We start from the raw sequence: 23,580 nt of genomic DNA on the forward strand, positions 1-23,580 counted from the left end.
CCGACGACAGAGGCTGCCGACATGACCGCAACTCGTTCCGGTTCGAACTCCAATTCCTCCCGCAGGCCCAACTCCCGCAGGCCCGAACGGGGCGGCGGCAGCACCGGCGTGGGTTTGCCACCGCACAAGCGGACCGCCATCGACGTCGCCATGGCGCTGATCACTCCGCTCGTCGGCCAGCAGTTCCTGGACAAGTACCACCTGCGCGGCCCGCTCAACCGCGGCCTCGGCTACGGCGCCAAGACGATCTTCTCCGCCGGCGCCGCCGCTTCCCGCCAGTTCACCCGGGTCCAGAACCTGCGCAGCGGGCCGACCCGGCTGAAGTCCAGCGGCAAGGACTATTTCGATCTGACGCCCGACGAGGACCAGAAGCTGATCGTCGAAACGGTCGGGGAGTTCGCCGAGGAGATACTGCGGCCGGCGGCGCGCGACGCCGACGAGGCCGCCGCCTATCCGCCCGACCTGATCGCCAAGGCCGCGGAACTGGGCATCACCGCGATCAACATTCCCGAGGACTTCGACGGCATCGCCGCGCACCGCTCCAGCGTGACCAACGCGCTGGTGGCCGAGGCGCTCGCCTACGGCGACATGGGCCTGGCTTTGCCCATCTTGGCCCCGGGCGGCGTGGCATCCGCGCTGACCCACTGGGGCAGCGCCGACCAGCAGGCCACCTACCTGCCGGAGTTCGCCGGCGAGAACGTCCCGCAGGCCTGCGTCGCCGTCGCCGAACCCCAACCGCTGTTCGACCCCACCCGGTTGCGGACGACGGCGGTGCGCACACCGAGCGGCTACCGGCTCGACGGCGTGAAGTCACTGGTCCCCGCCGCGGCCGACGCCGAGCTGTTCATCGTCGGCGCGCAACTGAACGGCAGGCCCGCCTTGTTCATCGTCGAGTCGTCCTCCGCGGGTGTGACCGTCAAAGCGGATCCGAGCATGGGGATCCGCGCGGCGGCACTCGGCCAGGTCGAATTCTGCGGGGTTTCGGTGCCGCTGAACGCCCGGCTCGGCGAGGACGAAGCCTGCGACGACGACTACTCGGAGGCGCTGGCGCTGTCCCGGCTGGGCTGGGCGGCGCTGGCGGTCGGCACCGGGCAGGCGGTGCTGGACTACGTCGTGCCCTACGTCAAGGAACGCCACGCCTTCGGTGAGCCGGTCGCCCACCGCCAGGCCGTCGCGTTCATGTGCGCCAACATCGCCATCGAACTCGACGGCCTGCGGCTGATCACCTGGCGCGGCGCCGCACGGGCCGAGCAGGGCCTCAGCTTCACCCGGGAGGCGGCGCTGGCCAAGCGGCTCGGCGCCGACAAGGCCATGCAGATCGGTCTGGACGGCGTGCAACTGCTCGGCGGCCACGGCTACACCAAGGAGCACCCGGTCGAGCGCTGGTACCGCGACCTGCGGGCCATCGGCATCGCCGAGGGCGTCGTCGTCATCTGAGTCGCGGTCTTGAATCGCTAGTCAAACCCGAGCCGAAAGTTCAACCATGGCAATCAATCTGGAACTCCCCCGCAAGCTGCAAGCGGTAATGGACACCACGCATCAGGGCGCCGCCGAGTTGATGCGGCCGATCGCGCGCAAATACGACCTGAACGAACACGCCTACCCGATCGAACTCGACACGCTCTTCAGCCTGTTCGAGGGCGCCTCCTCGGCAATGGCCTTCGCCGGAGCGGACGCGCTGCGCGACCAGGAGGAACGGCGGGACACCAACCACAACGGCGCCAACATGGCCGCCCTGTTGCAGACCCTGGAGGCCAGCTGGGGCGATCTGGCGATGATGCTGTCGGTCCCCTATCAGGGGCTGGGCAATGCGGCCATCTCCGCGGTCGCCACCGACGAGCAGCTGGAACGCCTGGGCAAGGTGTGGGCGGCGATGGCGATCACCGAACCGGGATTCGGGTCGGACTCGGCGGCCGTGTCCACCACCGCCAGGCTGGACGGCGACGAGTACGTCATCAACGGCGAAAAGATCTACGTCACGGCCGGTTCGCGTGCCACCCACATCGTGGTGTGGGCCACGTTGGACAAGTCGGCGGGCCGCGCGGCGATCAAGTCGTTCGTGGTCCCCCGCGAACATCCCGGCGTCTCGGTCGAGCGACTCGAGCACAAGCTCGGCATCAAGGGCTCCGACACGGCGGCGATCCGCTTCGACAACGTCCGCATCCCGAAAGAGAATCTGCTGGGCAACCCGGAAATCGAAGTGGGCAAAGGGTTTTCCGGGGTCATGGAGACCTTCGACAACACCCGCCCGATCGTGGCGGCCATGGCCGTCGGGGTCGCCCGCGCCGCGCTCGAGGAGATCCGCAAGATCCTCACCGCGGCCGGGGTGGAGATCTCCTATGACAGGCCGTCGCACGTGCAGAGCGCCGCGGCGGCCGAGTTCCTGCGCATGGAGGCCGACTGGGAGGCCAGCTACCTGCTGTCCCTGCGCGCGGCGTGGCAGGCCGACAACAACATCCCCAACTCCAAAGAGGCCTCGATGAGCAAGGCCAAGGCCGGCCGGGTCGCGACCGACATCACCTGTAAGACGGTCGAATTGGCCGGCACCACGGGGTATTCCGAGCACACGCTGCTGGAGAAGTGGGCGCGCGACTCCAAGATCCTCGACATCTTCGAGGGCACCCAACAGATCCAGCAGCTGGTGGTCGCCCGCCGCCTGCTGGGCCTGTCGTCGGCGGAGCTCAAGTAGCGAGGGCGCCCGTTGCGCCGAGCGTGTAGCCAGGGCGAGACTTCGACCCGTGGATTCAGGCGGCCGAATTTCGCCCTGTGTGCGCGTTCGGCGAAACCTCCCGGCGTGCTCGACCAACTGCGGGCCGGCGCGCACACCGGCCGGGCGGTGGTGCGGGTCGCCGGCGGCTGCTGCGGCGGAAGTAGGCTGACGGCACCGACGATGGAGGTGACATGCGCGCGGCACAAGTGACCCGGCTGGACGGTCCGGAGGCGATCGAGGTGGCCGAGGCCGAGGAACCACAGGGCGACGGTGTGGTCGTCGACGTGCACGCCGCCGGGGTCGCGTTCCCCGATGCGCTGCTCACCCGCGGCCTCTACCAGTACCGGCCGGAGCCGCCGTTCGTGTTGGGCGCCGAGATCGCGGGGGTGGTGCGAGCGGCGCCGGAGGGCGCCCACGTGCACGCCGGCGACCGGGTGGTCGGCCTGACGATGCTGTCCGGCGGCATGGCCGAGGTTGCGGTGCTGTCGCCGGACCGGGTGTTCAGGCTGCCCGACAACGTCAGCTTCGAGGCGGGTGCCGGCCTGCTGTTCAACGACATGACGGTGTACTTCGCGCTGACGGTCCGCGGCCGGCTGGCCCGGGGCGAGACGGTGCTGGTGCACGGCGCGGCCGGCGGCATCGGGACGTCGGCGCTGCGGCTGGCGCCGGTGCTCGGGGCGTCGCGCACCATCGCGGTGGTCAGCACGCCGGAGAAGTCGCAGATCGCCACGGCGGCCGGCGCGACGGACGTGGTGCTGGCCGAGGGCTTCAAGGACGCGGTCAAGGAGTTGACCGACGGGCGCGGGGTCGACGTCGTCGTCGACCCGGTCGGCGGCGACAGGTTCACCGACTCGCTGCGCTCGCTCGCGCCGGGCGGCCGCCTGCTGGTCATCGGGTTCACCGGTGGCGAGATCCCCACCGTGAAGGTGAACCGCCTGCTGCTCAACAACATTGACGTCGTCGGCGTCGGGTGGGGCGCCTGGACGGGCACCCACCCCGACGCGCTGGCGCAGCAGTGGGCCGGCCTCGAGGAACTGCTCGGCTCCGGCCGGCTGACACCGCCGGAACCGGTGGTCTATCCGCTCGACGAGGCCGCCGCCGCCGTCGCGTCGCTGGAGAACCGCACCGCCAAGGGGAAAGTCGTGCTGCGAGTTCGCGATTGATGACGCGGCCGTGGCCGTGGCGCGGTGACGTCTGCCCCACCCGGGCGCGACCGATGGGCTATCTGGGGTGGCCTGCGGCCCGAGCCCGCCCTTGTGCGGGGCAGAAAAGAAAACTAATGTCACTTTTAGTTCTGCGCCCTGGCCGTACCATCCCGGAGTCGCCCCATGGAATCCTTCGTCCACCTGCGCAAAGGCAGGACGCCGCGGCGCCTGCACGCCGACCTCGACGGACTCAAGGACGACGAGCTGGGCCGGGCCGGGTTCACCGGCCGGACCGCCAACATGTACCGCCGCCACGATCCCACCGCCTACCGTTCGGCCGGTCCGCTGCGCCCCGTCGACGTGCTGTCCGGCGACCTCAAACCCGCTGACGCCACCGACGCCCGCGGCGGCCCGCTGCTCATGTTCGACAACGACGACTGCCGAATCTCGTTGAGCCGCCGCCACGAACCGATGCCGTTCCACACCCGTCACGTCGATGGGGACCTGCTGTGCTTCGTGCACCGCGGCGCCGGCCTTCTCGAGACCGAGTTCGGGCCGCTGCGCTACCGGGAGGGCGACTGGGTCTACCTGCCCAAGGCGTGCACCTGGCGGCAGGTGCCGGACCCCTCGTCCGAAGGGGCGACGACGCTGCTGATGATCGAGACCACCGACGAGCTGCGCGTCCCTCCCCCGGGCGCGCTGGGCCGGCACTTCCCGTTCGACCCCTCCCAGGCCACCATCCCGGAGCCGGTCCCCATCGACGATGACGGCCGCGACGAGTACGAGGTCCGGCTGATCCATGACGGCGGCCCGACAACCCTGTACTACCAACACAACCCGATCGACGTCGAGGGCTGGCGCGGCGACAACTTCGCCTTCACCTTCAACATCGCCGACTACAACGTCGTCACCTCCGACAGTGTCCACCTGCCGCCCACCGTCCACCTGTTCATGCAAGCCGCCGGCGTGTACGTGATGAACTTCCTGCCCAAGCCCGCCGAAGGGGTCCCCGGCACCGAGCGCACCCCGTGGTATCACCGCAACGTCGACTACGACGAGATCGCCTTCTTCCACGGCGGCTCGCTCTACGGCATCCCGATGCCCCCCGGTCTGGTCACCCACGCGCCGCAGGGGGTGCACCACGGCGCTCCGGAGAAGGCGCGCGAACGGGCGCGCCGCAAGTTCGACGAGCATTCGCGGGTGGACTGGCAGGTGATCGCCGTCGACACCCGCCGGCGGCTGACCCCGTCGGCCGAGGTGTTGGCCCACGACCTCGGGCAGCACTGACGATGACGACTCGCCACGAGTACGAGCGCATCCCTTATCTCGTTGCCTTCCGCAACGATTCCGACGTCCGCGACGTCTACGGCGGCCTCGCCGAGATCACCGTGCTGGAGAGCTACCTGCTCGAGCCGAAGGACACGCCGTCGGACACCGTGCTGGTGTTCATGCACCCGATCGGCGGCGGGGCGTACCTGCCGATGATCAACGCGCTGGCCCGGGCCGGCCACCACGTCATCTATTGCAACAGCCGGTTTCGCGGCACCGACTCGGCGCTGCTGATGGAGAAAGTGGTCGAGGATCTCGGCGAGTGCATCAAGGACGCCAAGAACCGGCTGGGCTACTCCAAGGTGGTGCTCGCCGGGTGGAGCGGCGGCGGTTCGCTGTCGGTGCTCTACCAGCAGCAGGCCCAGCACGCGACGATCACGTCGAGCCCGTCCGGGGACGGACCCGACCTGACCCGGCTCGGCCTGATCCCGGCCGACGGGATCATGCTGCTCGCCGCGCACATCAGCCGGCACGGCACGCTCACCGAATGGCTGGACGCCTCCATCCTCGACGAATCCGACCCCACCAGGCGCGATCCCGAGCTCGACCTGTACAACCCCGACAACCCCAACCAGCCGCCCTACCGCCCGGAGTTCCTCGATCGCTACCGGGCTGCCCAGATCCAGCGCAACCGGCGCATCACCGCGTGGGTCAAAGACAAGCTCGCCGAACTGAAATCATCGGGGCGCCCCGACGCTGATGTCGCAGAGTTCTGCTTCGTCGTGCACGGCACCATGGCCGACCCCCGCTGGCTGGATCCGACGGTCGACCCCAACGAACGCGTCCCGGGAACCTGCTACCTGGGCGACCCCCGGGCGGTGAACATGAGCCCGGTCGGGCTGGCCCGCTTCTCCACGTTGCGCGGCTGGCTGTCGCAGTGGAGTTACGACGACGCCCGCGCCGACGGGGTGACGTGCGGGCGCGACATCGCCGTCCCGGCGCTGGTGATCGGTAATCTGGCCGACGACGCCTGCACGCCCAGCCACACCCGGCGGCTGTTCGAGGCGATCGGGCGCGATGACGATCACGACAAGGAGATGCACGAAATTCCCGGCGCCACCCACTATTACGCGGGCCCCGACCAGCGCGACAAGCTGCGCGCGGCGGTCGACATCGTCACCGACTGGCTGGTCCGCCACGACTTCGCGGCGCCCCGGTGACGGCGGGACCGCTGGACGGCATCCGGGTGCTCGAACTGGGCACCCTGATCGCCGGGCCCTTCGCCGGGCGCCTGCTCGGGGACATGGGTGCCGACGTCATCAAGGTCGAGCCGCCCGGCGCCCCGGACCCGTTGCGGACGTGGGGCCAGGCCGAGGTCGACGGCCGGCACGTCTTCTGGACGGTGCACGCGCGCAACAAGCGGGCCGTCACGCTGGACCTGCGCCGGCCGCGCGGCAGGGAGCTGTTCTGTGACCTCGTCGCCAAATCCGACATCGTGGTGGAGAACTTCCGGCCGGGCACCCTGGAGAAATGGGAGCTGGGCTACGACGTGCTCAGCGCGCGCAACCCGGGCATCATCCTGGTCCGGGTGTCCGGCTACGGGCAGACCGGTCCCGACGCGCACAAGGCCGGTTACGCCTCGGTGGCCGAGGCCGCCAGCGGGCTGCGGCACCTCAACGGCTTCCCGGGCGGACCGCCGCCCCGCCTGGCGCTCTCGCTGGGCGACAGCCTGGCCGGCATGTTCGGCGCCCAGGGCGCGCTGGCCGCGCTGTACCGCCGCGGCGTCACCGGGCGCGGCCAGGTGGTCGACGTCGCACTGACCGAATCCTGTTTGGCCGTGCAGGAATCCACCATTCCGGACTACGACGTCGGCGGTGTGGTACGCGGGCCGTCGGGCACCCGGCTCGAGGGCATCGCGCCGTCGAACATCTACCGCAGCGCCGACGGGTCGTGGGTGGTGATCGCCGCCAACCAGGACACCGTGTTCGCCCGGCTGTGCAAGGCGATGGGCCGCCCGGAACTGGCAGCAGACGACAGGTTCGCCACCCACGTGGCCCGCGGCCGCAACCAGGATGAACTCGACGACATCATCGGCGCGTGGGCCGCGCAGCGCGGCCCCGGCGAGATCATCGAAACATTAAGCGCCGCAGGGGTGATCGCGGGACCGATCAACACGGTGGCCGAGGTGGTGCACGACCCGCAGCTGCGGGCCCGCGGGATGCTGGTCGAGCACTACGACGAACGCCTGGAGCGGGCCGTGCTGGGGCCGGGCGTCGTGCCGGTGCTCTCCGAGTCGCCCGGGGGCGTCCGCACCGCCGGCCCGGCCCGCCCGGGGCAACACAACGACGACGTCTACGTCGGCCTGCTGGGCAGGACGCCCGCGGAGCTCGCAGAGCTGCGGGCTGAGGGGGTGCTGTGACGCGCGTGGACATTCGCGAGGTGGCGCTGCGCGACGGCCTGCAGATCGAGCAGCCGATCCCGTTGTCGGCCAAGCTGGAACTGCTGGCCGCGGTGGCCGCCACCGGGGTGCGGGAGGTGGAGGCGACGGCGTTCGTCTCCCCGTCGAAGGTGCCGTCGATGGCCGATGCCGCCGAACTGGCCGCGCACCTGCGCGACTATCCCGACATCGAGTTCTCCGCCCTGGTCGCCAGCCCGAACGGCGCCAGGCGGGCCGTCGCGGCGGGACTGCGGTCGATCGAATACGTGGTGGCGGCCAGCGACGCCTTCAGCCGGGCCAACGTCGGGCGCTCCGCCGCCGAGGCCACCCGCCAGATCGGCGAGATCGTCGCCATCGCCCACGACGGCGGCGCCACCGTGGAGGTCATCGTGGCCACCGCGTGGGACTGCCCGTTCGCGGGCCCCACCCCGCCGCAGCGGGTGCTCGAGATCGCCGCGGCCACCCGCGCGCGGGGGGCCGACCGGTTCTGCGTCGCGGACACGATCGGCACCGCCACCCCGGGACGGGTGGGTTCGCTGGTCGCCCTCCTGCGCCCGGTGATCGGCGACCTCCCGCTGGGCGGACACTTCCACAACACCCGCGGCGCGGGGCTGGCCAGCGCCTACGCGGCGGTGCAATCCGGCGTCACCCGGCTGGACGCGTCGGCCGGCGGGCTGGGCGGCTGCCCGTTCGCGCCGGGAGCCACCGGCAACATCGCCACCGAGGACCTGGTGTACCTGCTGACCGACAGCGGAATCGCTGTCGACGTGGACCTGCAGGCGGCCATCGCCGCCGCCGGTGTCGCGAAATCGGTTGTCGGCCATGACCTGCCGGGCGCGCTGCTGCGCGCCGGCGACCGGATCCGGAACCCATGCCCGTAGCGACCCTGACCGCCAAAGGCCGCCAGACCCGGGCGGCCATCGAGCAGGCCGCCCGGAAGCTCTTCGCCGAACGGGGTTTTCACGGCACCACGCTGGCCGACATCACCGCGGCGGCGGGCAAGTCGCCGGCGGTGTTCTACCGGTACTTCGCCGACAAGGAGGACCTGCTGGCCTGCTTGGCGGAGTCCTTCCTGCACGACGTGGTGACGCCGTCGGGGCTGAGCCTGCAGTTGCCGGACTCCGCCGACGACGACGCGTTCTTCGCCTCGGTGGTGACCGGCTACTGGAACATGTTCAAGCAGAACATCGGCATCATGATCGCGGTCGCGCAGCTGGCCGCCACCCAACGACGGTTCGCCCGCCTGCAGAACGAGTTCCGGCGGTTCGGCATGGACATCGTGGCGGCCTCCGTGCGCCGCGCACAGGAGCAGGGCCACGGGACCGACCTGCACCCCCAGCACACCGCGGCGGCCATCGCGCTGCTGTTCGAGAACTTCACCACCGTGTTCGTCGGCGCCTCGGGTCCCGAGGGCCTCGGCCTGAAGATCAGCGATGAGGACGCCATCACGACCCTGTCGACGGTCTGGAAGAAAACCCTGTACGGCACATAAGGAGATCATCATGGATTTTACCGTCCCCGAACATCTTCCGGGCCTGCTCGCCGAGATGGACGCGTTCATCGAGGCGGAGATCAAGCCGCTGGAACGCGACCACGCCCAGTACTTCGACAAGCGCCGCGAACATGCCCGCACCGACTGGGACAACGACGGCATCCCGACCCGGGAGTGGGAGGACCTGCTCGCCGAGATGCGCCGGCGCGCCGACCGGGCGGGGTGGCTGCGCTACGCGTTGCCGGCGTCGCTGGGCGGCCGCGACGGCACCAACCTCGACATGGCCGTCATCCGCGAGCATCTGGCGCACAAGGGCCTCGGCCTGCACAACGACCTGCAGAACGAGTCGTCGATCGTCGGGAACTTCGCGCAGGTGATCATGATGGAGCGGTTCGGCACCGACGAGCAGCGCGGCACCTGGTCGGAGGCGCTGATCACCGGGGAGCGCTCCATGGCGTTCGGCCTGACCGAACCGAAGCACGGCTCGGATGCCACCTGGCTGGAAACCCGTGCCGTACCCGACGGCGACGACTGGGTGATCAACGGCTCCAAACGGTTCAACACCGGCGTGCACCGCGCCACCCACGACCTGGTCTTCGCCCGCACGTCCGGGGAGCCGGGGCAGGCGCACGGCATCACCGCGTTCCTGGTCCCCACCGACGCCCCCGGCTTCGGCGTGCCGTACTACTGGTGGACGTTCAACATGCCCACCGACCACGGCGAGGTCGAACTCGACGACGTGCGGGTGCCCGCCGACGCGGTGCTCGGCGAGGTGGGCCGCGGCCTGGAGGTCGCGCAGACGTTCCTGCACGAGAACCGGATTCGGCAAGCCGCGAGCAGCCTGGGCGCCGCGCAGTACTGCATCGACCGCGCCGCCGCGTACGCCGGGCAGCGCAGCGTGTTCGGCAAGCCCCTGGCGGTCAACCAGGCCGTGCAGTGGCCGCTGGCCGAGTTGCAGACCGAGGCGCAGATGGTGCGGCTGCTCGTGGCCTACGCGGCCTGGCATCTGGACCGCGACCACCACATGGAGGTCTCCGACAAGGTGTCGATGGCCAACTACCGCGCCAACCGGCTGGTCTGCGACGCCGCCGACCGCGCCATGCAGGTCTTCGGCGGCCTCGGCTACAGCCGGCACGAACCCTTCGAGCACATCTACCGCCACCACCGCCGCTACCGGATCACCGAGGGTGCCGAGGAGATCCAGATCCGCCGGGTGGCGCAGCGGCTGTTCAAGTTCGGCAAGCAGTGACGTCCGCACCGGAGCTGCTCCCCAAGCTGACGGGGGTTCTGACGCGGGTTCTCGGCGCGGGCACCGCCGTCGAGAGTCTGCGCCCGCTGACCGGTGGCGCCAGCCGCACCACCTGGGCGTTCGACGCCGTCACGGACGGCGGGCGCCGGGCGTTGATCTTGCGCACCGGCCCCCCCGACGACGTGCACGCCGGTATGGAACTCGAGGCCCGCGCGCAAGCCGCGGCGGCCGCGGCCGGCGCGCCCGTCCCCCACGTCCTGATCGCCGAGGATTCGCCCGCCGCACTGGGCAATCCGTTTCTCATCTGCGACGCGATCACCGGCGAGACCATCGTCCGGCGCATCCAGCGGCAGCTCGACGCCGACGGCCGCGGGCACGAGGCCCGCACCGGGCTGCTCCGCCAGTGCGCGCGGGCGCTGGTCGCCATCCACCGGGCCGACCCCGACCTGCCCGGGCTGACCCACGAGGACCAACTCGCCCAGTGGCGCGAGCGCCTCGACGCGATGGGCGACACCACCGCCACGTTCGAATGGGCATTCCGTTGGCTGGCCGCCCGCCGGCCCCGACCGTCGGCGCGGGTCCTGGTGCACGGCGACTTCCGGATGGGAAACCTCATCGTCGACGGCTCCGACCTCGCCGCGGTCCTCGACTGGGAACTGGTGCACGCCGGGCAGGCCTACGAAGACCTGGCCTGGTTCTGCATCCGGGCCTGGCGGTTCGCCGCCCCGGCCAGCCTGGGCGCGGGGGGCCTGGGCAGTGTCGAAAGCTTCCTGCGAGCCTACGAGGAGGCCGCCGGGACCAGCGTCGACCGGGTGGCGTTCCACTGGTGGCGGGTGCTGGCGACGCTGCGCTGGGGTGTCATCTGCCGCTACCAGGCGGAGCGGCATCTGAGCGGGCAGTCCCGCTCGGTGGAGTTGGCGACGATCGGCCGGCGCGTCTGCGAGACCGAATGGGACCTGCTCGACCTGCTCGAGGGCGCGCGGCCGAAGGGGGGCCCGTGATCGGCGCCTATGGCCGCCCGCTGGCGGCCGAACTCGTCGCCGCGGTGGCCGAGTTCCTCGAATCCGAGGTCCGGGAATCCACCACCGGACAGGTCAACTTCCACGCCCGGGTGGCCGCCAACGCGTTGCGCATCGTCGAGCGGGAACTGCTCGACGAGAGCGAGGCGGACAGCAAGGCGGCGCTGGCCCGCCTCGGCTACGCCGACGAGGACGAGCTCGCCGCCGCGATCAGGGCCGGCGACCTGGACGGGCGCGCCGAGGAGGTCACCGCCTGCCTGCGCACCCTGGTGGGGCGCCGGCTGGCGGTCGCGCACCCGGGATACGACGAGCCGGACGGCCAAACGGAATAGAGAATAGATCTGCGCGTAGCCCTCCCCAACGGGCGCGGGAGGTGGTACGACGGTCGCATGCCCGATTCCACCGCCGAGACCATCGTCGACCTGGCCGGCCGCCCGTTCGGCGCGATCGGGAGCGGCGACGGGGCAACGGTGGACCGCCCGTGGCGCACGCCGGGATCGCGCCGCTGATCCACCGGCCGGGGTCCGCAACCGGAAAGGGAGGACGATGACGACTTTGGAGACACTGCTGAACGATCCCGGCACGCCCGGGGTGTGGGCCCTTGCCCCGGAGCGCTCCTCGATCACCTTCGCGATCAAGAACATGTGGGGCCTGCTGAGCGTCAAGGGCCGCTTCACCGAGTTCACCGGCGAGGGGCGGGTCACCGACGACGGCGCGGTGTCCGGACGCGTCGACATCCGGGCCGCGTCGCTGGACACCGGTATCGGCCGTCGCGACGCGCACCTGCGTTCGGCCGACTTCTTCGACGTCGAACGCTTCCCCGAGATCACCGTCGTCGTCACCGGGATGCACCCCAACACGGGAAGGGCTGCCGACGTGCGCGCCGACTTCACCGTCAAGGGGGTCACCGCGCCCTTGCCGCTGCCCGTCACCGTCACCGAACTCGACGACGGCGCGGTCCGCATCGCCGGCCAAACCCGGGTCGAGCGGTCCCGGTTCGGCTTGGGCTGGAACAAGTTCGGCATGATGGCGGAGACGACGACGGCGGCGGCCGACGCCGTCTTCGTGCGGGTAACCGGGTAGGCGCGGGGCCGCCGCAGTACCATCTGCTCGTGCCCGCCTCGAACCCCGACTCCACCGTCGCCCTGCGCGTCCTCGTCTACAGCGACAACGCCGACACGCGCCGGGAAGTGATCCAGGCGTTGGGCCGGCACCTGCACCCGGACCTGCCCGAGCTGAACTACGTCGAGGTGGCGACCGGCGCCATGGTCGTGAAGCGGATGGACGAAGGCGGGATCGATCTCGCCATCCTCGACGGGGAGGCGTCGCCGACCGGCGGCATGGGAATCGCCAAACAGCTCAAGGACGAACTGGACACCTGCCCGCCGATCGTCGTGCTCACCGGGCGTCCCGACGATGCCTGGCTGGCCAAGTGGTCGCGTGCCGAAGCCGCGGTGCCGCATCCCATCGACCCGATCGTGCTGGGCCGCACGGTGCTGGGCCTGCTGCGGACGCCCGCTCGCTAGCCCGCTCGCCCCACCAGGCTGCCGTGGCCGAGGTGAGGGTCCGCGCAAGGCGGGTCGACGTCCCGGTCGAGGGCCGGGCAACCGACTCGATAGCCCACCCCCGGGCAAGCGCTGCGGCCGCCGCGACGCTATGTTAGAGGTCACTGCGAACGGACACAGCCCCTGTCCGTCACAGCGGCCCGGCCACCCCGCCCGGCCGCCGCCCGGCGGCCCGTACGACGGATCTTGGAGCGAGTTGAACGCCTACATACCCATCCTGGTACTGGGAGCCATCGCCGCCGCGTTTGCCGTGGGCTCGGTGGTGATCGCGAGTCTGCTCGGCCCGTCGCGGTACAACCGGTCGAAGCTGGCGGCCTACGAGTGCGGGATCGAGCCCACCGAAAGCACTGCCCACACGACCGGCGGACAGCGGTTCCCGGTGAAGTACTACCTCACCGCGATGCTGTTCATCGTCTTCGACATCGAGATCGTGTTCCTGTATCCCTGGGCGGTCAGCTACGACTCGCTGGGGACGTTCGCGCTGGTCGAAATGGTCGTGTTCATGCTCACGGTTTTCGTGGCCTACGCCTACGTGTGGCGCCGCGGGGGCCTGACGTGGGACTGAGAACCGAAATGGGATCGAGGTAGGGCGTGGGCCTGGAAGAACAGCTGCCCGGCGGGATTCTGCTGTCCACCGTCGAGAAGGTCGCGGGCTACGTGCGCAAGAACTCGCTGTGGCCGGCGACGTTCGGGTTGGCCTGCTGCGCAATCGAGATGATGGCGACGGCCGGGCCGAGGTTCGACATCGCACGGTTCGGCATGGAGCGGTTCTCGGCGACACCGCGGCAGGCCGATCTGATGATCGTGGCCGGGCGGGTCAGCCAGAAGATGGCCCCCGTGCTGCGCCAGATCTACGACCAGATGGCCGAGCCGAAATGGGTGCTGTCGATGGGCGTGTGCGCGTCGTCCGGCGGGATGTTCAACAACTACGCGATCGTGCAGGGCGTCGACCACGTGGTCCCGGTGGACATCTATCTGCCCGGCTGCCCCCCGCGCCCAGAGATGCTCCTGCACGCAATCCTCAAGCTGCACGAAAAGATTCAGGAGATGCCGCTCGGCGTCAACCGGGAACATGCCATCGCCGAGGCCGAGGAGGCGGCGCTGGCGGCCCGGCCCACCATCGAGATGCTCGGACTGCTGCGGTGAGCGGGCCGGACCAGGACCCGCAGCAGGCGGTGGCCCGCGCCGACGAGGAACTGATCGACGTCCGCCGCGGCATGTTCGGGGTCTCGGGCACCGGCGACACCTCCGGCTACGGCCGGCTGGTGCGCGAGGTCACGTTGCCGGGCAGCACTTCCCGGCCCTACGGCGGCTACTTCGACGACGTCGCCGACCGGCTGGCCGAGGCGCTGGGGCGCGCCGGTGTCGAATTCGACGACGCGATCGAGAAGGTCGTCGTGTACCGCGACGAGCTGACGCTGCACGTGCGCCGGGAGTTGCTGCCGCAGGTCGCCCAGCGGCTGCGCGACGAACCGGAACTGCGTTTCGAGATGTGCCTGGGGGTCAGCGGCGTGCACTACCCGCACGAGGCCGGCCGGGAACTGCACGCCGTCTACCACCTGCAGTCGATCACCCACGGGCGCCGCGTCCGGCTGGAAGTGGCTGCGCCGGATGATGATCCGCACATCCCGTCGCTGTACGCGGTCTACCCGACCAACGACTGGCACGAACGCGAGACCTACGACTTCTTCGGCATCGTCTTCGACGGGCATCCGTCGCTGACCCGCATCGAGATGCCCGACGACTGGCAGGGGCACCCACAGCGCAAGGATTACCCCCTCGGCGGAGTCCCGGTGGAGTACAAGGGCGCGCGGATACCCCCGCCCGACGAGCGGAGGGGCTACAACTGATGAGCGAAACGAGAGGATTGACCGACCCCGAAACCCTGGTGGTCGCCGGCGGCCAGGACTGGGAGCAGGTCGTCGAGGCCGCCCGCAAGGCGGACCCCGGTGAGCGCATCGTCGTCAACATGGGACCCCAGCACCCGTCCACCCACGGGGTGCTGCGGCTGATCCTGGAGATCGAGGGCGAGACGGTCACCGAGGTCAGGTGCGGAATCGGCTACCTGCACACCGGGATCGAGAAGAACCTCGAGTACCGCTACTGGACCCAAGGCGTCACCTTCGTGACCCGGATGGATTACCTGGCACCGTTTTTCAACGAGGCCGCGTTCTGCCTGGGCGTGGAGAAGCTGCTGGGCATCACCGACCAGATCCCGGAGCGGGCCAGCGTCATCCGGGTGATGATGATGGAGCTCAACCGGATCTCCTCGCACCTGGTGGCGCTGGCCACCGGTGGCATGGAACTGGGCGCGATGACCCCGATGTTCGTCGGCTTCCGGGGCCGCGAGATCGTGCTGCGGCTGTTCGAGTCGATCACCGGCCTGCGGATGAACAGCGCCTACATCCGGCCCGGCGGCGTGGCGCAGGACCTCCCGCCCAACGGGATCGACGAGGTCGCGCAGGCCCTCGAGGAGTTGCGTGATCCGCTGCGCGAGATGGGCGCCCTGCTCAACGAGAACGCCATCTGGAAGGCCCGCACCGAGGGCATCGGCTACCTGGACCTGACCGGGTGCATGGCGCTGGGGATCACCGGCCCGATCCTGCGGTCCACCGGTCTGCCGTACGACCTGCGCAAGAGCGAGCCCTACTGCGGGTACCAGAACTACGAGTTCGACGTGATCACCGCCGATACGTGTGACGCCTACGGGCGCTACATGATTCGCGTGAAAGAGATGTGGGAGTCGATGAAGATCGTGGAGCAGTGTTTGGACAAGCTGCGGCCGGGTCCGACGATGGTCGAGGACCGCAAGATCGCCTGGCCGGCCGATCTGAAGGTGGGCCCCGACGGCATGGGCAACTCCCAGGAGCACATCGCCAAGATCATGGGCGGCTCGATGGAGGCGCTGATCCATCACTTCAAGCTCGTCACCGAGGGTATCCGGGTGCCCGCGGGCCAGGTCTACAGCACGGTCGAATCGCCGCGCGGCGAGCTGGGCGTGCACATGGTCAGCGACGGAGGCACCCGCCCCTACCGGGTGCACTACCGGGACCCGTCGTTCACCAATCTGCAGTCGGTCGCCGCGATGTGCGAGGGCGGGATGGTCGCCGACCTGATCGCCGCGGTGGCCAGCATCGACCCGGTGATGGGCGGGGTGGACCGATGACAGATTTGCCCGACTCTCCCCCGCAAGCGGGCGGTACCCCCACCTCGGCCGCTGCGCGGCCGCATCGTCGTCAGGCGGAGACGGATCCGCAGGGTCAGCCCGTGTTCCTCCGGCTCGGCCCCCCGATCGACGAACCCAACGCGTTCGTGGTCGAGGGTGCGCCGCAGTCCTACCCGCCCCAGGTGCAGGCCCGGCTGGAGGTCGACGCCAAGGAGATCATCGGCCGCTACCCCAGCAAGCGCTCCGCGCTGCTGCCGCTGCTGCACCTGGTGCAGGCCCAGGACTCCTACCTGACGCCCGCGGGTCTCGAATTCTGCGGTGAGCAGCTGGGATTGACCGGGGCCGAGGTGTCGGCGGTGGCGAGCTTCTACACGATGTACCGCCGCGGACCCACCGGCGACTACCTGGTCGGGGTCTGCACCAACACGCTGTGCGCCGTCCTGGGCGGCGACGCGATCTTCGAGAGCCTCAAAGAGCACCTCGGCATCGGCAACGACGAGACGACGGCCGACGGGTCGGTCACGCTGCAGCACATCGAGTGCAACGCCGCCTGCGACTTCGCCCCGGTGGTGATGGTCAACTGGGAGTTCTTCGACAACCAGACACCCGAGTCGGCGCGCGAACTCGTCGACTCCCTGCGTTCCGGGACGCCCAAGTCGCCCACTCGCGGCGCCCCGCTGTGCGTCTTCCGGGAGACGTCGCGGATCCTGGCCGGCCTGCCCGACGAGCGCCCCGACCAGGGCCAGGGCGGCGCCGGCGCGGCGACCCTGGCCGGCCTGAAGGTGGCCCGCGAACTGGGCATGGAGGCGCCGGCCGCGCCCGAACCGGGGCCGGAGGCCCAGTCATGACGGCATCGCAGGCGACGCCGCTGACGCCGGTGATCAGCCGCTTCTGGGACGACCCCGAGTCCTGGACGTTGGACACCTACCAGCGCAACGACGGCTATAAGGCGATGAAGAAAGCCTTGTCCATGGAGCCCGACGCGGTGATCGCCACCGTCAAGGACTCCGGGTTGCGCGGGCGCGGCGGCGCGGGCTTCTCGACCGGCACGAAGTGGTCGTTCATTCCGCAGGGCGACTCCGGGGCGGCCGCCAAGCCGCACTACCTGGTGGTCAACGCCGACGAGTCGGAACCCGGTACGTGCAAGGACATGCCGCTGATGCTGGCCACACCGCACCTGCTGGTCGAGGGCGTCATCATCGCGGCGTACGCGATCCGGGCCCACCACGCGTTCATCTACGTGCGCGGGGAGGTGCTGCCGGTGTTGCGCCGCCTGCAGAACGCGGTGGCCGAGGCCTACGCCGCCGGTTACCTGGGCCGCGACATCAACGGTTCGGGTTTCGATCTGGAGCTGGTGGTGCACGCCGGGGCCGGCGCGTACATCTGCGGTGAGGAGACCGCGCTGCTGGACTCGCTGGAGGGCCGGCGCGGCCAGCCGCGGCTGCGGCCGCCGTTCCCCGCGGTGGCCGGGCTCTACGGCTGCCCGACCGTGATCAACAACGTCGAGACGATCGCCAGCGTGCCGCCGATCATCCTGCACGGCGTCGACTGGTTCCGGTCGATGGGCAGCGAGAAATCGCCCGGCTTCACGCTGTATTCGCTGTCCGGTCACGTCACGCGGCCCGGCCAGTACGAGGCCCCGCTGGGCATCACGCTGCACGAGCTGCTCGCCTACGCCGGCGGGGTGCGGGCCGGGCACCGGCTCAAGTTCTGGACCCCGGGCGGATCGTCCACCCCGCTGCTCACCGACGAGCACCTCGACGTGCCGCTGGACTACGAGGGCGTGGGCGGCGTCGGCTCGATGCTGGGCACCAAGGCGCTGGAGATCTTCGACGAGACCACCTGCGTGGTGCGCGCCGTGCGTCGCTGGACGTACTTCTACAAGCACGAGTCGTGCGGGAAGTGCACGCCGTGCCGCGAGGGCACCTTCTGGCTGGACCAGATCTACGAGCGGCTCGAGACCGGTAGGGGCACGAGCGAGGACATCGACAAGCTGCTGGACATCTCCGACTCGATCCTGGGAAAGGCGTTCTGCGCGTTGGGCGACGGCGCGGCCAGCCCGGTGATGTCGTCGATTCAGTTCTTCCGCGACGAGTACGTGGCCCACGTCGAGGGCGGCGGATGCCCGTTCGACCCCAAAGACGCGATGCTGACGCCGAATGGAAAGGCATGACGCCCCGATGACTAGTGCGGCCAAAACCGAGACCGGCGGCGGGGTGAGCCATCCGGACATGGTGACGCTGACCATCGACGGCAACGAGATCAGCGTGCCCAAGGGCACGTTGGTGATCCGCGCCGCCGAACTGATGGGCATCCAGATCCCGCGCTTCTGCGACCACCCGCTGCTGGACCCGGTCGGCGCGTGCCGCCAATGCCTGGTCGAGGTCGAGGGGCAACGCAAGCCGATGGCGTCGTGCACCACGGTGGCCACCGACGACATGGTGGTGCACACCCAGCTGACCTCCGAGGCCGCCGACAGGGCCCAGCACGGCGTGATGGAACTGCTGCTGATCAACCACCCGCTGGACTGCCCGATGTGCGACAAGGGCGGCGAGTGCCCGCTGCAGAACCAGGCGATGTCCAACGGCCGCACCGATTCTCGTTTCACCGACGTCAAGCGCACGTTCGCCAAGCCGATCAACATCTCCTCGCAGGTGCTGCTGGACCGGGAGCGCTGCATCCTGTGCGCCCGCTGCACCCGGTTCTCCGAGCAGATCGCCGGGGATCCGTTCATCGACATGCAGGAGCGGGGCGCGCTGCAGCAGGTCGGCATCTACGCCAACGAGCCCTTCGATTCCTACTTTTCGGGCAACACCGTGCAGATCTGCCCGGTCGGCGCGCTGACCGGGATGGCCTACCGGTTCCGGGCCCGCCCGTTCGACCTGGTCTCCAGCCCCAGCGTCTGCGAGCACTGCGCCTCGGGCTGCGCGCAGCGCACCGACCACCGCCGCGGCACGGTGCTGCGCCGCCTGGCCGGCGACGACCCCGAGGTCAACGAGGAGTGGAACTGCGACAAGGGCCGGTGGGCGTTCAACTACGCGACCGCACCGGACGTGATCACCACCCCGCTGATCCGCGGCGAAGACGGCACGCTGGTGCCCGCGTCGTGGTCGCACGCGATGGCGATGACGATCCGGGGCCTCGACGCGGCCCGCGGGCGCACCGGTGTGCTGGTCGGCGGCCGGGCCACCCTGGAAGACGCCTACGCGTACTCCAAGTTCGCCCGAATCGTATTGGACAGCAACGACATCGACTTCCGCGCCCGGCCACACTCGGCCGAGGAGGCCGACTTCCTGGCGGCGCGGATCGCCGGCCGGCGCGACGTCGGCTATGCGGACCTGGAATCGGCGCCGGTGGTGCTGCTGGTCGGGTTCGAGCCCGAAGAAGAGTCGCCGATCGTGTTCCTGCGGCTGCGCAAGGCGGCCCGCAAGCGCGGCGTCCCGGTGTACGCGGTCGCGCCGTTCGCGACGCGCGCGCTGCACAAGATGGCAGGCCGGCTGCTGCAGACCGCTCCCGGGGCCGAAGCGGCGGCACTGGACGGCCTGGCCACCGGCGAGGTGGCCGAGCTGCTGTCGACTCCCGGCGCGGTCATCATGGTCGGCGAGCGCCTGGCCACGGTGCCCGGCGGGCTGTCCGCCGCCGCGCGGCTTGCCGACGCCACCGGGGCCCGGCTGGCGTGGGTGCCGCGCCGCGCCGGCGAGCGCGGCGCGCTGGAGGCCGGGGCCTTGCCCGGACTGCTGCCCGGTGGCCGCCCAATCGGCGACGAGACCGCCCGCGCGCAGATCGCCGCGGCGTGGAACGTCTCCGAACTGCCCTCCGCCGGTGGACGTGACGTGGCCGGCATCCTGGCGGCCGCCGCCGACGGGACGCTGGGCGCGCTGGTGGTGGGCGGTGTCGAGCCCGACGACTTCGCCGACCCCGACGCGGTGCTGGCCGCGCTGGACGCCGCCGGGTTCGTGGTCAGCCTGGAGCTGCGGCACAGCGCCGTGACGGAGCGCGCCGACGTGGTGTTCCCGGTCGCGCCGACGACGCAGAAGGCCGGGGCGTTCGTCAACTGGGAGGGCCGGTACCGCCCGTTCGAACCGGCGCTGCACGGCACCAGCGGGCACGCCGCCCAATCCGACCACCAGGTGCTCGACGCGCTGGCCGACGAGATGGGCATCTACCTGGGGCTGTCGACCGCCGACGCGGCCCGCGCCGAACTGTCCGGGCTGGGCACCTGGGACGGCAACTGGGCCGCCGGGCCCGACGTCGCGACCCCGCAGCCGGCCGAATCCCGTGACGGGCCGCAAAAAGGTCAAGCGGTGCTGACCGGCTGGCGGATGCTGCTCGACGGCGGCCGGATGCAGGACGGCGAACCGCATCTGGCCGGGACCGCGCGCAAACCCGTGGCGCGGCTGTCGGCCGGCACGGCCGCCGAGATCGGCGCCGCCGACGGCGACGCGGTCACGGTCAGCACGGCGCGCGGCTCGATCACGTTGCCGCTGAGCGTCACCGACATGCCCGACCGGGTGGTGTGGCTCCCGCTGAACTCGCCGGGTTCGGCGGTGCACCGCGAGCTCGGCGTCACCGCCGGCAACATCGTGGGGATTGGAGCGACCCGATGACCTTGGCCGCCTTCGGGCACGACACCTGGTGGCTGGTGCTGGGCAAGGCGCTGGCCGTCTTCGTGTTCCTCATGCTCAACGTGCTGGTCGCGATCCTGATGGAGCGCAAGATTCTCGGCTGGATGCAGCTGCGGCCCGGCCCCAACCGGGTGGGGCCGTGGGGCGCCCTGCAGAGCCTGGCCGACGGGATCAAGCTGGCGCTCAAGGAGAGCATCACCCCCAAGGGCGTCGACTGGTTCGTGTACATGGCGGCGCCGGCTATCTCGGTGATCCCGGCGTTCACCGCGTTCGCGTTCATCCCGTTCGGCCCGGTGGTGTCGGTGTTCGGCCACCGGACGCCGCTGCAGCTGACCGACCTTCCGGTCGCGGTGCTGTTCATCCTCGCGCTCTCGGCGATCGGGGTGTACGGCATCGTGCTGGGCGGGTGGGCGTCCGGGTCCACCTACCCGCTGCTGGGCGGGGTGCGCTCCACCGCCCAGGTCATCTCCTACGAGGTCGCGATGGGGCTGTCGTTCGCGGCGGTGTTCCTCTACGCGGGCTCGATGTCGACGTCGCAGATCGTCGCCTCCCAGAACCGGGTCTGGTACGTGTTCCTGCTGCTGCCGTCGTTCATCATCTACCTCATCTCGATGGTCGGCGAGACCAACCGTGCGCCCTTCGATCTGCCCGAGGCCGAGGGTGAGCTGGTCGCGGGGTTCCACACCGAGTACTCGTCGCTGAAGTTCGCGATGTTCATGCTGGCCGAGTACGTCAACATGATGACGGTCTCCTCGCTTGCCACGGCCCTGTTCTTCGGTGGCTGGCACGCGCCGTGGCCGCTGAACATGTGGGCGGGCGCCGACTCCGGATGGTGGCCGGTGCTCTGGTTCACCGCCAAGATGTGGACCTTCCTGTTCGTCTACATGTGGCTGCGCGCCAGCCTGCCCCGGCTGCGCTACGACCAGTTCATGGCGCTGGGCTGGAAACTGTTGATCCCGGCCTCGCTGGTGTGGGTCCTGATCGCGGCCGTCATCCGCACGCTGCGCAACCAGGGTTACCCGTACTGGACACCGCTGCTGGTGGTCAGCAGTGTCGTGGTGGCCGCCGTGCTGGTGCTGCTGTTGCGCAAGCCGTTCACCAGTCCCGACGTCCGCGCGATGGAACGGGAGCTGCGCCGCCGCGGGAAGGGTCGCGGTGCCGCGGCCCTGGAGCCGGCGTTCCCGGTGCCGCCGCTGCCGATGAAGGCCCTGACGACCCCGATCGGTGCGAGCAAGGAGAATGCCCGTGGCTAAGTTCCTCGACGCCAGATTCTTGGACGCCGTAGCCGGATTCGGCGTGACGTTCGCCGCGATGTTCAAAAAACACGTGACCGAGGAGTATCCGGAGAAGCCGGGCCCGGTGGCGCCCCGCTACCACGGCCGTCACCAGCTCAACCGCTACGCCGACGGCCTGGAGAAGTGCATCGGCTGCGAGTTGTGCGCCTGGGCCTGCCCGGCGGACGCCATCTACGTCGAGGGCGCGGACAACACCGAGGAGCAACGGTTCTCCCCCGGCGAGCGCTACGGCCGGGTGTACCAGATCAATTATCTGCGCTGCATCGGCTGCGGGCTGTGCATCGAGGCCTGCCCGACGCGCGCGCTGACGATGACCAACGAGTACGAGTTGGCCGACGACAACCGAGCCGACCTGATCTACGAGAAGGACCGGCTGCTGGCGCCACTGCTGCAAGACATGCTCGCCCCGCCGCACCCCCGGACGCCGGGCGCCACCGACAAGGACTACTACCAGGGCAACGTGACCGCACAGGGGTTGCGCGCACACCAGGCCGCCGGGGACCCCCGGTGACTGCGTCCACCGTCCACCTCCTGGCGGCCGACGCCATCGTGCGCACCTCCACCGGCGAAGCGGTGACGTTCTGGGTGCTGGGCGCGCTGGCGCTGATCGGGGCGCTCGGGGTGGTGCTGGCGGTCAACGCCGTCTACTCGGCGATGTTCCTGGCGATGACGATGATCATCCTGGCGGTGTTCTACATGGTCCAGGACGCGCCGTTCCTCGGCGTCGTGCAGGTCGTGGTCTACACGGGCGCGGTGATGATGTTGTTCCTGTTCGTGCTGATGCTGATCGGCGTGGACACCGCCGAGTCCCTGAAAGAGACGCTGCGCGGGCAGCGCGTCGCGGCCGTGGTGACCGGGTTCGGGTTCGGCGTCCTGCTGGTCGCCGCCATCGGCAACGTGGCGGCGGGCGGCTTCGCCGGGCTGGGCGCCGCCAATGCCAACGGCAACGTGGAAGGCCTGGCGGCGCTGATCTTCTCGCGGTACCTGTGGGCCTTCGAGTTGACCAGCGCGCTGCTGATCACCGCCGCCATCGGGGCGATGGTGCTGGCGCACCGGGAGCGGTTCGAGCGCCGCAAGACGCAGCGGGAGCTTTCCGAGGAGCGCTTCCGGCCCGGCGGGCATCCCACGCCGCTGCCCAACCCCGGCGTCTTCGCGCGCCGCAACGCGGTCGACACGGCCGCGCTGCTGCCCGACGGCTCGTATTCGCAGATGTCGGTGTCGCCGATCCTGCACAGCCACACCGGCGACGGCACGCAGCTGCCCGCCCGGGAGGCGAGCCCGAGCCTGCCTCAGGGGGGTGCGTCGTGAATCCGGCCAACTACCTGTACCTTTCGGCCCTGCTGTTCACCATCGGGGCCTCGGGTGTGCTACTGCGCCGCAACGCCATCGTGATGTTCATGTGCGTCGAGCTGATGCTCAACGCCGTCAACCTGGCGTTCGTCACCTTCGCCCGGATGCACGGCCGCCTGGACGGGCAGATGATCGCGTTCTTCACGATGGTGGTGGCCGCGTGCGAGGTCGTGATCGGCCTGGCCATCATCATGACGATTTTCCGTGCCCGCAAATCGGCGTCAGTCGACGACGCGAACCTACTCAAAGGCTGAGAAC

General features: G+C 70.1%; 24 protein-coding genes. All 24 read left to right on the top strand.

Translation table 11 applies throughout. The features are described from left to right. Window positions 1–21 precede the first annotated feature (21 nt). The 24 genes from FPZ47_RS05255 (at window position 22) to nuoK (ending at window position 23,576) form a co-directional block, all read left to right on the top strand. Window positions 22–1,437, top strand: coding sequence for an acyl-CoA dehydrogenase family protein (locus tag FPZ47_RS05255; RefSeq protein ID WP_144949501.1), 1,416 nt, complete (start codon window positions 22–24; stop codon window positions 1,435–1,437). Window positions 1,438–1,483: 46 nt separating this feature from the next. After that, entirely contained in the window at window positions 1,484–2,689 is a 1,206-nt protein-coding gene (locus FPZ47_RS05260; RefSeq protein ID WP_144949498.1) for an acyl-CoA dehydrogenase family protein, read from the top strand. A 212-nt stretch (window positions 2,690–2,901) separates the two neighbouring features. Further along, window positions 2,902–3,873 (top strand): NADPH:quinone oxidoreductase family protein, encoded by a 972-nt coding sequence (locus FPZ47_RS05265; protein ID WP_144949495.1) that lies wholly within the window; start codon window positions 2,902–2,904, stop codon window positions 3,871–3,873. A gap of 165 nt (window positions 3,874–4,038) precedes the next feature. After that, window positions 4,039–5,142, top strand: coding sequence for a homogentisate 1,2-dioxygenase (locus FPZ47_RS05270; protein ID WP_144949492.1), 1,104 nt, complete (start codon window positions 4,039–4,041; stop codon window positions 5,140–5,142). A 2-nt stretch (window positions 5,143–5,144) separates the two neighbouring features. After that, the gene (locus FPZ47_RS05275) at window positions 5,145–6,344 is read left to right on the top strand and encodes an alpha/beta hydrolase family protein (RefSeq protein ID WP_144949489.1); all 1,200 of its coding nucleotides are present in this window, start codon (window positions 5,145–5,147) and stop codon (window positions 6,342–6,344) included. Beyond that, on the top strand, window positions 6,341–7,543 hold the full coding sequence (locus FPZ47_RS05280) for a CaiB/BaiF CoA transferase family protein (RefSeq protein ID WP_144949486.1): 1,203 nt from the start codon (window positions 6,341–6,343) through the stop codon (window positions 7,541–7,543). Before FPZ47_RS05275 ends, FPZ47_RS05280 begins: the two co-directional genes overlap by 4 nt. A 5-nt stretch (window positions 7,544–7,548) precedes the next feature. Further along, a complete protein-coding gene (locus FPZ47_RS05285) occupies window positions 7,549–8,442 on the top strand; it encodes a hydroxymethylglutaryl-CoA lyase (protein ID WP_144949541.1) in 894 nt (297 codons plus the stop codon). Further along, window positions 8,433–9,053: a TetR/AcrR family transcriptional regulator gene (locus FPZ47_RS05290; protein WP_144949483.1), complete on the top strand. Its 621-nt coding sequence runs from the start codon at window positions 8,433–8,435 to the stop codon at window positions 9,051–9,053. The genes FPZ47_RS05285 and FPZ47_RS05290 overlap by 10 nt, the downstream gene beginning before the upstream one ends. A 10-nt stretch (window positions 9,054–9,063) precedes the next feature. Continuing rightward, complete coding sequence (locus FPZ47_RS05295) at window positions 9,064–10,302, top strand: acyl-CoA dehydrogenase family protein (RefSeq protein ID WP_144949480.1); 1,239 nt, start codon at window positions 9,064–9,066, stop codon at window positions 10,300–10,302. Beyond that, window positions 10,299–11,303, top strand: a complete 1,005-nt coding sequence (locus tag FPZ47_RS05300) for a phosphotransferase family protein (protein WP_144949477.1) — start codon at window positions 10,299–10,301, stop codon at window positions 11,301–11,303. The genes FPZ47_RS05295 and FPZ47_RS05300 overlap by 4 nt, the downstream gene beginning before the upstream one ends. Then, window positions 11,300–11,653: a DUF6285 domain-containing protein gene (locus tag FPZ47_RS05305; RefSeq protein WP_144949474.1), complete on the top strand. Its 354-nt coding sequence runs from the start codon at window positions 11,300–11,302 to the stop codon at window positions 11,651–11,653. Before FPZ47_RS05300 ends, FPZ47_RS05305 begins: the two co-directional genes overlap by 4 nt. A 214-nt stretch (window positions 11,654–11,867) precedes the next feature. Then, window positions 11,868–12,404: a YceI family protein gene (locus FPZ47_RS05310; RefSeq protein ID WP_144949471.1), complete on the top strand. Its 537-nt coding sequence runs from the start codon at window positions 11,868–11,870 to the stop codon at window positions 12,402–12,404. Window positions 12,405–12,433: 29 nt separating this feature from the next. After that, the gene (locus tag FPZ47_RS05315; RefSeq protein ID WP_144949468.1) at window positions 12,434–12,847 is read left to right on the top strand and encodes an Rv3143 family two-component system response regulator; all 414 of its coding nucleotides are present in this window, start codon (window positions 12,434–12,436) and stop codon (window positions 12,845–12,847) included. Between the two features lie 235 nt (window positions 12,848–13,082). Next, the gene (locus FPZ47_RS05320; protein WP_144949465.1) at window positions 13,083–13,451 is read left to right on the top strand and encodes an NADH-quinone oxidoreductase subunit A; all 369 of its coding nucleotides are present in this window, start codon (window positions 13,083–13,085) and stop codon (window positions 13,449–13,451) included. Window positions 13,452–13,477: 26 nt separating this feature from the next. Next, the gene (locus tag FPZ47_RS05325) at window positions 13,478–14,032 is read left to right on the top strand and encodes a NuoB/complex I 20 kDa subunit family protein (RefSeq protein WP_144949462.1); all 555 of its coding nucleotides are present in this window, start codon (window positions 13,478–13,480) and stop codon (window positions 14,030–14,032) included. Further along, a complete protein-coding gene (locus tag FPZ47_RS05330) occupies window positions 14,029–14,736 on the top strand; it encodes an NADH-quinone oxidoreductase subunit C (RefSeq protein ID WP_144949459.1) in 708 nt (235 codons plus the stop codon). Before FPZ47_RS05325 ends, FPZ47_RS05330 begins: the two co-directional genes overlap by 4 nt. Then, window positions 14,736–16,052, top strand: a complete 1,317-nt coding sequence (nuoD, locus tag FPZ47_RS05335; protein ID WP_144949455.1) for an NADH dehydrogenase (quinone) subunit D — start codon at window positions 14,736–14,738, stop codon at window positions 16,050–16,052. The genes FPZ47_RS05330 and nuoD overlap by 1 nt, the downstream gene beginning before the upstream one ends. Window positions 16,053–16,153: 101 nt before the next feature. Continuing rightward, complete coding sequence (nuoE, locus tag FPZ47_RS05340) at window positions 16,154–16,900, top strand: NADH-quinone oxidoreductase subunit NuoE (protein WP_144949452.1); 747 nt, start codon at window positions 16,154–16,156, stop codon at window positions 16,898–16,900. Further along, window positions 16,897–18,225: an NADH-quinone oxidoreductase subunit NuoF gene (nuoF, locus tag FPZ47_RS05345; RefSeq protein WP_144949449.1), complete on the top strand. Its 1,329-nt coding sequence runs from the start codon at window positions 16,897–16,899 to the stop codon at window positions 18,223–18,225. Before nuoE ends, nuoF begins: the two co-directional genes overlap by 4 nt. 7 nt (window positions 18,226–18,232) lie before the next feature. Beyond that, entirely contained in the window at window positions 18,233–20,659 is a 2,427-nt protein-coding gene (locus FPZ47_RS05350) for an NADH-quinone oxidoreductase subunit G (protein WP_144949446.1), read from the top strand. A 2-nt stretch (window positions 20,660–20,661) separates the two neighbouring features. Continuing rightward, a complete protein-coding gene (gene nuoH, locus FPZ47_RS05355; RefSeq protein WP_168209369.1) occupies window positions 20,662–21,930 on the top strand; it encodes an NADH-quinone oxidoreductase subunit NuoH in 1,269 nt (422 codons plus the stop codon). Next, a complete protein-coding gene (nuoI, locus tag FPZ47_RS05360; protein ID WP_281291809.1) occupies window positions 21,923–22,483 on the top strand; it encodes an NADH-quinone oxidoreductase subunit NuoI in 561 nt (186 codons plus the stop codon). The genes nuoH and nuoI overlap by 8 nt, the downstream gene beginning before the upstream one ends. Continuing rightward, window positions 22,480–23,280, top strand: a complete 801-nt coding sequence (locus tag FPZ47_RS05365) for an NADH-quinone oxidoreductase subunit J (RefSeq protein ID WP_144949434.1) — start codon at window positions 22,480–22,482, stop codon at window positions 23,278–23,280. Before nuoI ends, FPZ47_RS05365 begins: the two co-directional genes overlap by 4 nt. Then, window positions 23,277–23,576: an NADH-quinone oxidoreductase subunit NuoK gene (gene nuoK, locus FPZ47_RS05370; protein WP_144949431.1), complete on the top strand. Its 300-nt coding sequence runs from the start codon at window positions 23,277–23,279 to the stop codon at window positions 23,574–23,576. The genes FPZ47_RS05365 and nuoK overlap by 4 nt, the downstream gene beginning before the upstream one ends. Window positions 23,577–23,580 lie beyond the last annotated feature (4 nt).

This window comes from Mycobacterium helveticum (assembly GCF_007714205.1).
Lineage (GTDB): Bacteria > Actinomycetota > Actinomycetes > Mycobacteriales > Mycobacteriaceae > Mycobacterium > Mycobacterium helveticum.